Origin of the sequence: Streptomyces sp. NPDC048172 (assembly GCF_043202595.1) — a bacterium.
In the GTDB taxonomy this organism is placed as follows: Bacteria; Actinomycetota; Actinomycetes; order Streptomycetales; family Streptomycetaceae; genus Streptomyces.
The window spans coordinates 415,163-429,369 of the sequence record NZ_JBIDAT010000002.1 but is presented as its reverse complement, the minus strand read 5'-3'; the positions used below and the strand labels follow the sequence as shown (position 1 = coordinate 429,369).

The following is a 14,207-nucleotide window of genomic DNA, read 5'->3' as shown; positions in this document are numbered from 1 at the left end:
ACGCCAGGACCGCCCACAGGACCACCCCGTGTTTCACGTGAAACGGGGAGCGGGGAGCGCGCAGCACGGAGCACGACGAGGGCCCCGCTCCCTCCGGCGGACCGGAGGAGAGCGGGGCCCTCATGCGTCGGCTGAGGCCGGGCGCGGAGTTACTCCGCGGCGACCTCGACGTCCACCTTCGCGGCGACGTCGGCGTGGAGCCGGACCGAGACCTGGTGCGCGCCCAGGGACTTGATCGGCGAACCGAGCTCGATACGGCGCTTGTCGACGTCCGGGCCGCCGGCGGCCTTGATGGCGTCGGCGATGTCGGCCGGGGTCACGGAGCCGAACAGACGGCCCTGGCCACCGGCCTGGACCGTCAGGCGCACCTTGACGCCCTCGAGCTGGCCCTTGATCTCGTTGGCCTGCTCGATCGTCGCGATCTCGCGGATCTTGCGGGCGCGGCGGATCTGCTCGACGTCCTTCTCGCCACCCTTGGTCCAGCGGATCGCGAAACCGCGCGGGACCAGGTAGTTACGGGCGTACCCGTCGCGGACCTCGACGACCTCGCCCGCGGCACCGAGGCCGGAGACCTCGTTGGTCAGGATGATCTTCATGCTGTGGTCACCCTTTCCTTATCGCGCGGTCGAGGTGTAGGGCAGCAGTGCCATCTCACGGCTGTTCTTCACGGCCGTGGCGACGTCACGCTGGTGCTGGGTGCAGTTGCCGGTGACCCGGCGGGCACGGATCTTGCCGCGGTCGGAGATGAACTTCCGCAGCAGGTTCGTGTCCTTGTAGTCGACGTAGGAGATCTTCTCCTTGCAGAACACGCAAACCTTCTTCTTAGGCTTGCGAGCAGGCGGCTTCGCCATTGTCTCTTCTCCAGATAATTTCGATCAGAAGGGCGGCTCGTCCGAGTAGCCGCCACCGCCGCCGCCGGGGCCGCCGCCCCAGCCGCCGCCACCGCCGCCCTGCTGGCCGCCGCCGGCCGGAGCGCCCGTGGCCCACGGGTCGCCCGCGGGACCGCCGCCGCCCTGCTGGCCGCCGCCGGGGCCGCCGCCCCAGCCGCCGCCACCCTGGCCGCCGCCGCCACCGCCGCCGAAGCCGCCGCCCTGGCCACCACGGCCGCTGGTCTTGGTGACCTTGGCCGTCGCGTTGCGGAGACTGGCGCCGACCTCGTCGACGTCCAGCTCGTAGACCGTGCGCTTGATGCCCTCGCGGTCCTCGTACGAGCGCTGCTTCAGGCGGCCCTGTACGAGTACGCGGGTCCCCTTGGTGAGGGACTCGGCGACGTTCTCCGCCGCCTGACGCCAGACCGAGCAGGTGAGGAACAGGCTCTCGCCGTCCTTCCACTCATTGGTCTGCCGGTCGAAGGTGCGCGGAGTGGACGCGACGCGGAACTTCGCGACCGCCGCACCGGAGGGGGTGAAGCGCAGCTCGGGGTCGTCGACGAGATTGCCGACGACCGTGATGACGGTCTCGCCTGCCATGGGTGAACCTCTCGGCGGGTGCTGCTGGCTGCTGTGGAGCTCGGTGGTGCTGTGGTGGTGCTACTCGGTGTCCCGGGACCTCAGTGGGTCGAGGGACGGAGGACCTTGGTCCGCAGAACGGACTCGTTGAGGTTCATCTGACGGTCGAGTTCCTTGACCAGGGCAGGCTCGGCCTGCAGGTCGATGACCGAGTAGATGCCCTCGGGCTTCTTGTTGATCTCGTAGGAGAGACGACGACGGCCCCAGGTGTCGACCTTCTCGACCTTGCCGTCGCCCTCGCGGACGACGGAAAGGAAGCTTTCGATCAGGGGGGAGACAGCGCGCTCCTCCAGATCGGGGTCGAGGATCACCATCACCTCGTAGTGACGCATGTGGAACCCACCTCCTCTGGACTCAGCGGCCACGGGCGTTCCGTGGCAGGAGGGTCGTAATGCGTGTCCGCGCCGCCGCGTACGACCGCTGTGTGCGGGCATACGGGGACTGCGCAGACGTGCCAGCGTACCTGTCCCGGGCCTTCCGGTTGAAATCCGGTGGGATCTCGCCGCAATCTGGACATCACAGGTGTGAGCGGCGTTACATCTCGCGCCGCCTTCCGTCAGGAGGTGCCCCATGGCACAGGCAGTGCGCCGGACCCCTTTCCGTCCCCTCTCCCTCCTCAACACCGACGGCAAGCCGCATCCCGTGGAGAACTCGTTCGCCGCGGTGACGGCGGTGCTCGGCGCGGTCGCGATCATCACCTCGATCTGGCCCGGGCTGCATCTGATCAGCGCGTGGACGGGCCTGGCGGGGATCCTCACCGGGATGTGGGGCCAGTTCATCTCCGCGACGACGGGCGAGCGGTTCGTGACGATCATCGGGCTCGGCGCGGCGGCGGTGGGGTTCTACCTGGGTGTGGCGCACGGCGGCCTGATCCCCTGACCCGGCCCCCTGACGGGGCCCGAACGGGGCTGTGCGGGGCACAGTAGGCTTCCGGCGAGCATTACACGTTCGCCGGAGGAGCGTCCCGACATGAGTCTGACCCTGAGGACCATCAGCCGAGAGCAGCATCTGGCGTATATCCAGAGCCTGCCGTCCGCCAGTCACTGCCAGGTGCCCGCGTGGGCGGATGTGAAGAGCGAGTGGCGCTCGGAGAACCTGGGCTGGTTCGACGAACGGACGGGCGAGATGGTCGGGGCCGGTCTCGTGCTGTACCGGCAGCTGCCGAAGGTGAAGCGGTACCTGGCGTATCTGCCCGAGGGTCCGGTGATCAACTGGTACGCGCCGAACCTGGAGGAGTGGCTCAAGCCGATGCTGGCGCACCTGAAGCAGCAGGGCGCCTTCTCGGTGAAGATGGGGCCGCCCGTCGTGATCCGCCGCTGGGACGCCGCGGCGATCAAGAAGGGCATCCAGGACCAGGACGTCAAGCGGCTGCGGGACGTGGAGGCGACGCACATCGAGCCGCGCGCGTTCGAGGTCGCCGACCGGCTGCGCCGGATGGGCTGGCAGCAGGGCGAGGACGGCGGCGCGGGCTTCGGCGACGTGCAGCCGCGGTACGTCTACCAGGTGCCGCTGGAGGGCCGCTCCCTGGAGGACGTGCACAAGGGCTTCAACCAGCTGTGGCGGCGGAACATCAAGAAGGCCGACAAGGCCGGTGTCCAGGTCGTCCAGGGCAACATGGCGAACCCCTACGACCTGGACGAGTGGCAGCGGCTGTACGAGATCACGGCCGAGCGCGACCGGTTCCGCCCGCGCCCCAAGGCGTACTTCCAGCGCATGTGGAACGTGCTGAACGCCGAGGACCCGAACCGGATGCGGCTCTACTTCGCCGAGCACGAGGGCGAGCGGATCTCGGCGGCGACGATGCTGATCGTCGGCGGCCACGTCTGGTACTCGTACGGCGCCTCGGCGAACCACAAGCGCGAGGTCCGGCCGTCGAACGCGATGCAGTGGCGGATGCTCCAGGACGCGTACGCGCTGGGCGCGAGCGTGTACGACCTGCGCGGCATCAGCGACTCGCTGGACGAGAACGACCACCTCTTCGGACTGATCCAGTTCAAGGTGGGCACCGGGGGGCAGGCTGCCGAGTATCTCGGCGAGTGGGACTTCCCGCTCAACAAACTGCTGCACAAGGCCCTGGACATCTACATGTCCCGGCGCTGACACTCACACAGCCCTCACACCCGGATCGAGAAAGGTGCCGTACCGGCCATGGCGCTCACCCTCTACGTCGACACCGAACGCTGGCGGGCGCACCAGCAGTCGGTGATACAGCAGTTCCCGGGGATCGTGCCGGTCTGCAAGGGCAACGGATACGGCTTCGGTCACGAGCGGCTGTCGGACGAGGCGACCCGCTTCGGCGCCGACATCCTGGCCGTCGGCACGACGTACGAAGCCGCCCGCATCAAGGACATGTTCGGCGGCGACCTGCTCGTGCTGACCCCGTTCCGCAAGGACGAGGAGCCGGTGCCGCTGCCGGACCGGGCGATCCGCTCGGTCTCCTCGGTGGAGGGCGTGGGCCTGATGCGCGGCGCCCGCGTCGTCGTCGAGGTCATGAGCAGCATGAAGCGGCACGGCATCACCGAGGAGGACCTGCCGAAGCTGCACGCGGCGATCGACGAGGTCCGCCTGGAGGGCTTCGCGCTGCATCTGCCGCTGGACCGCGCGGACGGTTCGGACGCGGTGGAGGAGGTCATCGGCTGGATGGACCGGCTGCGCGCCGCGCGGCTGCCGCTGGACACGATGTTCGTGAGCCACCTGAAGCCGCAGGAGTTCTCCGTCCTCCAGCAGCAGTTCCCGCAGACCCGCTTCCGGGCGCGGATCGGCACGCGGCTGTGGCTGGGCGACCATGACGCGACGGAGTACCGGGGCGCGATCCTGGACGTCACGCGCGTCGCGAAGGGCGACCGCTTCGGCTACCGCCAGCAGAAGGTGGGCGGCGACGGCTGGCTGGTCGTGGTCGCGGGCGGTACGTCGCACGGGGTGGGCCTGGAGTCCCCCAAGGCGCTGCACGGCATGACGTCCCGCGCCAAGAGCGTCGCGCGCTCCGGCCTGGCGACGGTCAACCGCAACCTGTCCCCGTTCATCTGGGCGGGCAAGCAGCGCTGGTTCGCGGAGCCGCCGCACATGCAGGTCTCGATCCTCTTCGTCCCCTCGGACGCGGCGGAGCCGAAGGTCGGCGAGGAGCTGACGGCGATCCTCCGCCACACGACCACAACGGTGGACCGGACTGTGGACCGCTAGCCCTGTCGGGGCCTTCCCGTCTGCGGGGATCCGCGTGCTTGCACCCGCGGGTGCATCGTGGCTGGGCGCGCAGTTCCCCGCGCCCCTTGAGCCTCAAGGGGCGCGGGGAACTGCGCGAGCAACCACAAGGCGCCCGCGGCCTGCAGAGCACGGGCAGGGGCAGCCTCTGCGCAGAACGCCGAAAGGGGCCGGGGAGAGAGTTCCCTGGCCCCTTTCGTCGGCTCAGCTCAGCGCGGTGTCAGCGCTCGACCTTGCCGTCGATGAAGTCCTGCACGTTCTGCCGGGCCTGGTCGTCGAAGTACTGGACCGGCGGGGACTTCATGAAATACGAGGACGCGGAGAGGATCGGGCCGCCGATGCCGCGGTCCTTGGCGATCTTCGCGGCGCGGAGCGCGTCGATGATGACGCCCGCGGAGTTGGGGGAGTCCCAGACCTCCAGCTTGTACTCCAGGTTCAGCGGGACGTCACCGAAGGCGCGGCCCTCCAGGCGGACGTAGGCCCACTTGCGGTCGTCCAGCCACGCGACCCAGTCGGAGGGGCCGATGTGGACGTTGCCCTCGCCGAGGTCGCGGTCGGGGATCTGGGAGGTGACGGCCTGCGTCTTGGAGATCTTCTTGGACTCCAGGCGCTCGCGCTCCAGCATGTTCTTGAAGTCCATGTTGCCGCCGACGTTGAGCTGCATCGTGCGGTCCAGGATGACGCCCCGGTCCTCGAAGAGCTTGGCGAGGACGCGGTGCGTGATGGTGGCGCCGACCTGGGACTTGATGTCGTCACCGACGATCGGGACGCCGGCCTCGGTGAACTTGTCGGCCCACTCCTTGGTCCCGGCGATGAAGACCGGCAGCGCGTTGACGAAGGCGACGCCCGCGTCGATGGCGCACTGGGCGTAGAACTCGACGGCCGCCTGGGAGCCCACGGGCAGGTAGCAGATGAGGACGTCGGCCTCGGTGTCCTTGAGGGCCTGGACGACGTCGACGGGCTGGGCGTCGGACTCCTCGATGGTCTCCCGGTAGTACTTGCCGAGGCCGTCGTAGGTGTGGCCGCGCTGGACGCTGATGCCCGTGGGCGGCACGTCGCAGAGCTTGACGGTGTTGTTCTCGCTGGCGCCGATGGCATCGGCCAGGTCGAGGCCCACCTTCTTGCCGTCGACGTCGAACGCGGCGACGAACTCGATGTCGCGCACGTGGTAGTCGCCGAACTGGACATGCATCAGCCCGGGGACCTTGGCGCCGGAGTCGGCGTCCTTGTAGTACTCGACGCCCTGCACCAGCGAGGCGGCGCAGTTGCCGACGCCAGCGATGGCTACGCGAACCGAACCCATTCCGGTTGCTCCCTGTGTGTTCTCGAAGAGGCTCCGCTCGCGCGGAGCCTCATGTGTCGGTGTCGTCGGAGCGCTGATCGCGCCCTGCCCGCTCGCTCTCGATGAGCTCGTTGAGCCAGCGGACCTCGCGCTCCACGGATTCCATTCCATGGCGCTGGAGTTCGAGGGTGTAGTCGTCAAGGCGCTCGCGCGTACGGGCGAGGGAGGCGCGCATCTTGGCGAGCCGCTCCTCCAGCCGGCTGCGGCGGCCTTCCAGCACGCGCATACGGACGTCGCGTGAGGTCTGCCCGAAGAAGGCGAAGCGGATTCCGAAGTGCTCGTCCTCCCAGGCATCGGGGCCCGTCTGGGACAGCAACTCCTCGAAGTGCTCCTTGCCTTCGGCCGTCAGCCGATAGACGATCTTCGCTCGGCGCCCGGCGAGCGGGGCCGCCGCGGACGGTTCCTCCGGCGGGGTGCCGGTCTCCTCCACGATCCAGCCGCGCGTGACGAGCGCTTTGAGGCAGGGGTAGAGCGAGCCGTAGCTGAAGGCGCGGAAGACGCCGAGCGAGGTGTTGAGCCGCTTGCGCAACTCGTAACCGTGCATCGGGGATTCGCGGAGCAGACCGAGGACGGCGAACTCAAGGATGCCGGAGCGCCTGCTCATCGTCCGCCTCACCTCCGTCGTACTGCCGCGCCGATGTCGAGCCGATGTATCGAGTCGATACATCTCGACGATAGAACGCGCTGACGGGTGCGACAAGTGGGGGTTCGGTGAGGGGGCTCACATCACTGATTCACCGCAGAAGCTTTGCGTCGATTGAGGCGAATACGCCGTAAGGAGGGTTTTGGAGCTGCGTAGTCTGTCGGCTGTGCAGACCACCACTGGGAACCGTGCGGCGCGAGTGAGCGTCCTCGTCCCGGGTGCAGTGCGCTCAGCTCCAGCGGCTCGGGGGATTCCGTGGCCATGGTTCTGGCGTACTCGGGGGGACCAGAAGTCAACTGCCACCTTCAGGCGCATGGGCCGCCTGCCCGAGGAGTAGCTGTTCCAATGAGCGAGCACCGTCGAAAGCCGCCACAGGGGCGCGGCCGACGCGCAGCCCAGCCACCGCCGTCGTCCGGTCGCCGCGCGGCGGCTCCGCGCGGCGCCAGCCCGAGCTCGGCCGGCAGCCGTGCGGAGGCCCGGAGAGGGCTGCCCCAGGGAGGGGCAGGCGGAGCCGGAGGGGCTGGAGGGGCGCGCCGAGCGCGCGCCGGGGGCGGATACGGTGGACCGCGCGGCCCGCGCGGACGCGGACGCCCCGCACCGCAGCGCAAGCGCTGGTTCGACTACCCCAGGTCGGACAAGGACGGACTACGGCGCTTCGTGCCGTCGTGGAAGCAGGTCGTGGGGATCTGCTTCGGGTTCTTCGCGCTGCTGATCGGCCTGACAGGCATCGCACTGGCGATGGTGGACGTGCCGGACCCGAACGCCGCGGCGAAGCAGCAGAAGAACGTCTACTACTGGGCCAACGGCAAGCAGATGGTGGTCGCGGGCGGCGGTGAGCACAACCGGCAGATCGTCCCGCTCTCGCAGATCCCGCAGTCGATGCAGCACGCGGTGATCTCGGCGGAGAACGAGTCGTTCTACGAGGACAGCGGCGTCGACCCCATGGGCATCGCGCGCGCCGTCGGCAAGATGGCGCTCGGCGGCGAGACCCAGTCGGGCTCGACGATCACGCAGCAGTACGTGAAGAACACCTACCTCGACCAGTCGCAGACCCTCACGCGCAAGGCCAAAGAGCTGTTCATCTCGATAAAGGTGGGCGCGACGGAGGAGAAGCCGGACATCCTGGCGGGCTACCTCAACACCGCGTACTACGGCCGTGGCGCGTACGGCATCCAGGCGGCGGCGCAGGCGTACTTCCGCAAGGACTCCTCGGACCTCACGGCGAGCGAGGGCGCGTTCCTGGCGGCGACGCTGAACGGCCCGAACCTCTACGACCCCGCGGGCGGCGTCGGCTCCTCGGCGACGCGCGAGAAGAACACCGCGCGGGCCAAGAACCGCTGGGCCTGGACGCTCAAGCGCGAGGTCGAGACCGGCAAGATGGCGGACGCCACGCGCGACAAGATCATCAAGAAGGGATTCCCGCACCCGAAGCCCCCGGCGAAGTCGACGGAGCTGAAGGGCCAGAAGGGCTATCTCGTCGAGATGGCGAACAACTACATCGCCAACGACCCCAAGAGCGGCATCTCCAAGCGCCAGCTCGAACAGGGCGGCTACCGGATCTACACCACCTTCAGCCAGAAGAAGACCTCGGAGCTGAAGAAGGCCGTCGAAGAGGTCAAGAAGAAGAACATCGACCCCAAGAAGCGCGACGTGGACAACCACGTGCAGTTCGGCGGGGCCTCGGTGAAGCCGGGCGACGGCGCGATCGAGGCGGTCTACGGCGGTGAGGACGCCACCAAGCACTTCACCAACAACGCCGACTACACGGGCGTCCAGGTCGGCTCGACCTTCAAGCCCTTCGTGATGGCCGCGGCGATGCGCGACGGCGTACGGAACCCGAGCCTGGGCCCGACGCAGACCACCGAGCAGCGCAAGCAGGTCTCGCCGAAGAGCGTCTACAACGGCAACAACAAGGTCAAGCTGCGCGACTACAACGGCAAGGTGTGGACCGACAAGGACGGAAAGGAGTGGCACCAGAAGAACGACGGCAACGAGAACAAGGGCATGATCGACCTGCGGACGGCCATGCAGTTCTCGACGAACACTCCCTTCATCCAGCTCGGCATGGACGTCGGCACCGACAAGGTGCGTGAGGCCGCCCTGGACGCGGGCCTCACCAAGGACAGCCTGGCCCGCACGACGCCGACGTTCTCCCTGGGCACCTCGGCGCCGAGCGCGATCCGGATGGCCAACGCGTACGCGACGTTCGCCAAGAGCGGCGTCCGCGCGGACCCGTACTCGGTCAAGAAGGTCGTGCGCAAGGGCTCCGTCGAGTTCCGCCCGGAGAAGAAGGAGCACCCCGCCTTCAACCCGGCCGTCGCGGACAACATCACCAACATGCTGGAGACGGTCGTCCAGAAGGGCACCGGCACGACGGCGAAGGCGCTCGGCCGCCCGGCGGCGGGCAAGACGGGTACGACGGACGACAACAAGTCGGCCTGGTTCACCGGCTACACCCCGCAGCTCTCGACGTCGATCGGCATGTGGCGGGTCAACGACTCGGCCAAGACGCAGAAGTTCCTGAAGATGTACGGCGTGGGCGGCCAGAAGTCGATCCACGGCGCGTCCTTCCCGGCCGAGATCTGGACCAAGTACATGAGGGGCGCGCTGGCGGGCCAGCCGGTCAAGTCCTTCCCGGTCCCGAGCCCGATCGGCGAGAAGGTCTTCGGCGACGGCGCCAGCCCGTCACCGACGCCGACCCCGACGGAGACCCCGGAGGAGACGCCGTCGGAGAAGCCGTCCGACAAGCCCTCGGACAAGCCGTCGAAGCCGGAGAAGCCGGACCCCTCGGACGACTGCCCGCCGCACGAGCAGCCCTGCGAACCCGACGGGGGCCAGGACAACGGCGGCCAGGAGCCACCGCCGGTCATCGGCGGCCACGACCAGGGCGGCGCCGCGGACGGCGGGGCCGACCAGGGCCAGGTGGACGGCGGCGCCAACGGCGGCGATCCCGGCGGCGCCAACGGCGGTGACCCGGGCGGCGCCAACGGCGATCCGGGCGACTGGTTCGGAGGCCCGAGCGCGCAGTCCAGAAGGGACTGACGCCGGCAGGCACGGCAGAAGGGGGCGCCCCCGGCTCGCGAGGACGAGCCGGGGGCGCCTTCGTACGGCGTGCGCCGTGCGGCAGGATGTGGGCCATGACGAGCGCCAGCGCGTACGTACGCCCTACCGAACAGGACGAGGTCGCCGCCGCCGGCAGTGAGCTGATCGGCGGCCCCCGGGGGCGGCGGGCGCTGAGCGGGTGGCGCGGGAACTGGTGGACGCCGCTGCGGGTGATCGCACTCGTCGCGATCGGCATGTACGCCCTGGGCATGGTGCAGAAGCTGCCCTGCTACGACGGCAGTTGGTTCTCGGGCCAGACCGCGCAGTACGTCCACGCCTGCTACTCCGACATCCCGCACCTCTACAACGGGCGCGGCTTCGCCGACGGGCTCGTCCCCTACTTCCAGCGCATCCCCGACGACGTGTCGGGCGGCATGGACTACCTGGAGTACCCGGTCCTGACAGGCGCGTTCATGTGGCTCGCGGGCAAGCTGACGTTCGGCACCGACGCGATCCAGGGCGAGGAGAAGCTCTACTGGCTGGTGAACTCCGGGATGCTGCTGGTGTGCGCCGTCGTGCTGGTGATCTGCGTGGCGCGCACGCACCGGAACCGGCCGTGGGACGGGCTGCTGGTCGCCCTCGCGCCCACGCTGGCGCTGACCGCGACGATCAACTGGGACCTGCTGGCGGTGGCGCTCACGGCCGCGGGGATGCTGCTGTGGTCGCGCGAACGGCCGCTGGCCTCCGGGGTGCTGCTGGGCCTGGCGACGGCGGCGAAGCTCTATCCGGGACTGCTGCTCGGCGCGCTGCTGGTGCTGTGCTGGCGCGCGGGCACCTGGCGCGCGTACGGCCGTGCGCTGGGCGGAGCAGCCGCCGCGTGGGCGGTGGTGAACGTGCCGGTGATGCTGTTCGCCTGGGACGGCTGGTCGAAGTTCTACCGCTTCAGCCAGGAACGCCCCGTGGACTTCGGTTCGATCTGGCTCATCATCCAGCAGCGGACCGGACACTCGTTCGAGGGTGCCAATACGTATGCCACGCTGCTGATGGCCCTCGGCTGCGCGGCCATCGCGGCCCTCGCCTTCTACGCGCCCCGGCGCCCCCGCTTCGCCCAGCTCGCCTTCCTGGTCATCGCCCTGTTCATCCTGACCAACAAGGTCTACTCCCCCCAGTACGTGCTCTGGCTGATCCCCCTCGCCGTGCTCGCCCGGCCCAAGTGGCGGGACTTCCTGATCTGGCAGGGCTGCGAGGCGCTCTATTTCCTGGGCATCTGGATGTACCTCGCGTACACGGGCAGCGGCGACAAGCACCAGGGGCTCCCCGCCGAGGGCTACCAGGTCGTGATCCTGATCCATCTGCTCGGCACGCTCTACCTCTGCGCCGTCATCGTCCGCGACGCGCTGTTCCCCGAGCACGACCCCGTACGCCGCGACGGCTCCGACGACCCGGGCGGCGGCGTCCTGGACCGCGCCCCCGACGTCTTCACCCTCAACCGCCATCCCCTCCAGGAACGGCACGCGGACGCCGGGGGGACGTCGGTGAAGTGGGGCCGCTGACGCACCGTTTCACGTGAAACAGTGTGTGAGGGTGTACGCATGCGCGCCGTCCAAGACCTCCGCACCCTCCTCCGCTTCCCCGGGTTCCGCCGTCTGCTGACGGTGCGGCTGCTCTCGCAACTCGCCGACGGCGTCTACCAGGTCGCGCTCGCCGCCTATGTCGTCTTCTCCCCCGAGAAGGAGACCTCCCCCGCCGCCATCGCCTCCGCGATGGCCGTGCTGCTGCTCCCGTACTCGCTGCTCGGCCCGTTCGCCGGGGTCCTGCTCGACCGGTGGCTGCGCCGCCAGGTCCTCTTCTACGGCAACCTGCTGCGCGCCACGCTCGCCTCCGTCACCGCCGCGCTGGTGCTCGCCTCGGTGCCGGTGTGGCTCGTCTTCCTCTCCGCGCTCACGGTCACCGCCGTGAACCGCTTCGTCCTCGCCGGGCTCTCCGCCGCGCTGCCCCGTGTCGTCGACGACGAGCGGCTCGTGCTCGCCAACTCCCTCTCCCCGACCGCCGGAACGCTCGCCGCCACGCTCGGCGGGGGCGTCGCCTTTCTCGTGCGGCTCGTGATCCCCGAGGGCGGACGGCACGCGGACACCGTCGTGCTCGTCACCGGCGCGGTGATCTACCTGCTGTCGGCGTTCGCCTCGCTCCGGATGGGCAAGGAGCTGCTCGGCCCCGACGCCTCCGAGGTCCAGCCCCGCATCCGCGCCGCGCTCGCCAGCACCGCGCGGGGGCTGCTCGCCGGGTTCCGGCACCTCGGGGAGCGCCGCCCCGCCGCGTACGCGCTGGGGGCCGCCGCGCTGATGCGCTTCTGCTACGGCGCGCTGACGGTCACGGTGCTGATGCTGTGCCGGTACGCCTGGAACGAGAGCGGCGACGCCGACGAGGGCCTCGGGCTGCTCGGCATCGCGGTCGGCCTCTCGGGGCTCGGCTTCTTCGCGGCGGCCGTCCTCTCGCCCTGGGGCGTCGGGCGCGCGGGCGTCTTCGGCTGGATGGCGCTGGCGGCGGGCACAGCCGCCGTGCTGGAGCCGGTGCTCGGCCTGCCCTTCGAGCCGACGCCGATACTGATCGCCGCGTTCGTCCTCGGCCTCGTCACCCAGGCCGCGAAGATCGCCACGGACACGGTCGTCCAGACCACGGTGGACGACGCGTACCGGGGGCGGGTCTTCTCCCTCTACGACATGCTCTACAACGTCGCGTTCGTCGGCGCCGCCGGCGCCGCGGCCGTGATGCTCCCCCCGGACGGCCGCTCGGCGGTCCTGGTGGTGGGAGTCGCGGTGCTGTACGCGGCGCTCGCCCTCGCGCTGCTCCGTGTTTCACGTGCCGCACCGAGCGCCGTTTCACGTGAAACAGCGCGAGCGGAGACGGAGTAGGCGGTCAGCCCTCCTGCGCCGCCCACCACTCCTTGAGGGCCGCGACCGCCGCGTCGTGCTCCATCGGGCCGTGCTCCAGGCGCAGCTCCAGCAGGTGCTTGTACGCCTGGCCGACCGCGGGGCCCGGGGGGATGTCGAGGACGCGCATGATCTCGTTGCCGTCGAGGTCGGGCCGGATCGCGTCCAGCTCCTCCTGCTCCTGGAGCCGCGCGATGCGCTCCTCCAGCCCGTCGTAGGCGCGGGAGAGCGCGTTGGCCTTGCGCTTGTTCCGCGTCGTGCAGTCCGAGCGCGTCAGCTTGTGCAGCCGCTCCAGCAGCGGGCCCGCGTCGCGCACGTAACGGCGGACGGCGGAGTCCGTCCACTCGCCGGTGCCGTAGCCGTGGAAGCGCAGGTGCAGCTCGACGAGGCGCGAGACCTCCTTGATCATCTCGCTGGAGTACTTCAGCGCCGCCATCCGCTTCTTGACCATCTTGGCGCCGACCACCTCGTGGTGGTGGAAGGAGACCCGGCCGTCCTTCTCGAAGCGGCGGGTCCGCGGCTTGCCGATGTCGTGCAGCAGCGCCGCCAGCCGCAGCGTGAGGTCCGGGCCGTCCTGCTCCAGGTCGATGGCCTGCTCCAGGACGGTCAGCGAGTGCTCGTAGACGTCCTTGTGGCGGTGGTGCTCGTCACGCTCCAGGCGCAGCGCGGGGATCTCGGGCAGTACGCGCTCCGCGAGCCCGGTGTCCACCAGCAGCCGCAGGCCCGTGCGCGGGTGCGCGGAGAGCAGCAGCTTGTTCAGCTCGTCCCGGACGCGCTCGGCGGAGACGATCCCGATGCGGTCGGCCATCTCCTTCATCGCCGAGACGACCCCGGGGTCGACCTCGAAGTCGAGCTGCGCGGCGAAGCGCGCGGCGCGCAGCATCCGCAGCGGGTCGTCGGAGAAGGAGGCCTGCGGGGTCCCGGGCGTACGCAGCCGCCGGGCCGCCAGGTCCTCCAGGCCGCCGTACGGGTCGACGAAGGTCTTGTCGGGCAGCGACACCGCCATCGCGTTCACGGTGAAGTCGCGGCGGACCAGGTCCTCCTCGATGGTGTCGCCGTAGGACACCTCGGGCTTCCGCGAGGTCCGGTCGTACACCTCTGACCGATACGTCGTCACTTCCAGGACAAAGTCGGATTTCTTGATACCGACCGTGCCGAAGGCGATGCCGACCTCCCACAGCGCGTCGGCCCACGGCCGGACGATCGTCAGCACGTCCTCGGGGCGGGCGTCGGTGGTGAAGTCCAGATCGTTGCCGAGACGGCCCAGCAGCGCGTCCCGTACCGAACCGCCGACCAGGGCGAGCCGGAAACCGGCCTGCTCGAAGCGGCGGGCGAGGTCGTCCGCCACGGGGGAGACCCGCAGCAGCTCGCTCACGGCGCGGCGCTGCACCGCACTGAGCTGCTCCGGCGCGGGCTGCACCGGCGAGGCGGGCGCGGCTGGCAGGGGACGCTGACTGTCACTGTTGGCGTTCGGCACAACAGCACAGGGTACGTTGCCACCCCCGTCGAGGGGCCACCCGATCATGTGGTGGAAGGCGCGGCAC

The 14,207-nt window shown here is 69.6% G+C and carries 13 protein-coding genes; 6 read left to right on the top strand and 7 right to left on the bottom strand.

The features are described 5' to 3' along the window. Positions 1–149: 149 nt before the first annotated feature. The 4 genes from rplI to rpsF form a co-directional block, all read right to left on the bottom strand. The gene (gene rplI / locus ACGF3A_RS10490) at positions 150–596 is read right to left on the bottom strand and encodes a 50S ribosomal protein L9 (RefSeq protein ID WP_393727948.1); all 447 of its coding nucleotides are present in this window, start codon (positions 594–596) and stop codon (positions 150–152) included. An 18-nt stretch (positions 597–614) separates the two neighbouring features. Then, on the bottom strand, positions 615–851 hold the full coding sequence (rpsR, locus tag ACGF3A_RS10485) for a 30S ribosomal protein S18 (protein ID WP_003978893.1): 237 nt from the start codon (positions 849–851) through the stop codon (positions 615–617). 24 nt (positions 852–875) lie between these two features. Further along, on the bottom strand, positions 876–1,469 hold the full coding sequence (locus tag ACGF3A_RS10480) for a single-stranded DNA-binding protein (protein ID WP_393727946.1): 594 nt from the start codon (positions 1,467–1,469) through the stop codon (positions 876–878). Between the two features lie 80 nt (positions 1,470–1,549). Continuing rightward, complete coding sequence (rpsF, locus tag ACGF3A_RS10475) at positions 1,550–1,840, bottom strand: 30S ribosomal protein S6 (protein WP_393727944.1); 291 nt, start codon at positions 1,838–1,840, stop codon at positions 1,550–1,552. Positions 1,841–2,078: 238 nt separating this feature from the next. Between rpsF and ACGF3A_RS10470 the strand changes: the two genes are divergently transcribed. From ACGF3A_RS10470 to ACGF3A_RS10460, 3 genes are all read left to right on the top strand, one after another. Then, complete coding sequence (locus ACGF3A_RS10470) at positions 2,079–2,387, top strand: hypothetical protein (RefSeq protein WP_393727942.1); 309 nt, start codon at positions 2,079–2,081, stop codon at positions 2,385–2,387. 90 nt (positions 2,388–2,477) lie between these two features. Continuing rightward, positions 2,478–3,608, top strand: coding sequence for a lipid II:glycine glycyltransferase FemX (locus ACGF3A_RS10465; protein WP_393727940.1), 1,131 nt, complete (start codon positions 2,478–2,480; stop codon positions 3,606–3,608). 48 nt (positions 3,609–3,656) lie between these two features. Further along, positions 3,657–4,688, top strand: coding sequence for an alanine racemase (locus ACGF3A_RS10460; protein ID WP_393727938.1), 1,032 nt, complete (start codon positions 3,657–3,659; stop codon positions 4,686–4,688). A 238-nt stretch (positions 4,689–4,926) separates the two neighbouring features. Here ACGF3A_RS10460 and ACGF3A_RS10455 read toward each other — a convergent pair whose 3' ends face one another. Together ACGF3A_RS10455 and ACGF3A_RS10450 are read right to left on the bottom strand one after the other, a co-directional pair. After that, the gene (locus ACGF3A_RS10455) at positions 4,927–6,009 is read right to left on the bottom strand and encodes an inositol-3-phosphate synthase (RefSeq protein WP_393727936.1); all 1,083 of its coding nucleotides are present in this window, start codon (positions 6,007–6,009) and stop codon (positions 4,927–4,929) included. A 49-nt stretch (positions 6,010–6,058) separates the two neighbouring features. Next, complete coding sequence (locus ACGF3A_RS10450) at positions 6,059–6,652, bottom strand: helix-turn-helix transcriptional regulator (protein ID WP_393727934.1); 594 nt, start codon at positions 6,650–6,652, stop codon at positions 6,059–6,061. Positions 6,653–7,036: 384 nt separating this feature from the next. Between ACGF3A_RS10450 and ACGF3A_RS10445 the strand changes: the two genes are divergently transcribed. The 3 genes from ACGF3A_RS10445 to ACGF3A_RS10435 all read left to right on the top strand — a co-directional run bounded on the left by ACGF3A_RS10445 (position 7,037) and on the right by ACGF3A_RS10435 (position 12,645). Further along, a complete protein-coding gene (locus tag ACGF3A_RS10445) occupies positions 7,037–9,733 on the top strand; it encodes a transglycosylase domain-containing protein (RefSeq protein ID WP_393727932.1) in 2,697 nt (898 codons plus the stop codon). Between the two features lie 95 nt (positions 9,734–9,828). Then, the gene (locus tag ACGF3A_RS10440; protein WP_393727930.1) at positions 9,829–11,286 is read left to right on the top strand and encodes a glycosyltransferase family 87 protein; all 1,458 of its coding nucleotides are present in this window, start codon (positions 9,829–9,831) and stop codon (positions 11,284–11,286) included. 39 nt (positions 11,287–11,325) lie between these two features. Continuing rightward, positions 11,326–12,645, top strand: coding sequence for an MFS transporter (locus ACGF3A_RS10435; RefSeq protein WP_393727928.1), 1,320 nt, complete (start codon positions 11,326–11,328; stop codon positions 12,643–12,645). Positions 12,646–12,649: 4 nt separating this feature from the next. Here the strand turns inward: ACGF3A_RS10435 and ACGF3A_RS10430 are convergent, their stop codons facing one another. Then, positions 12,650–14,140, bottom strand: a complete 1,491-nt coding sequence (locus tag ACGF3A_RS10430) for a CCA tRNA nucleotidyltransferase (RefSeq protein WP_393727926.1) — start codon at positions 14,138–14,140, stop codon at positions 12,650–12,652. Positions 14,141–14,207: the final 67 nt, after the last annotated feature.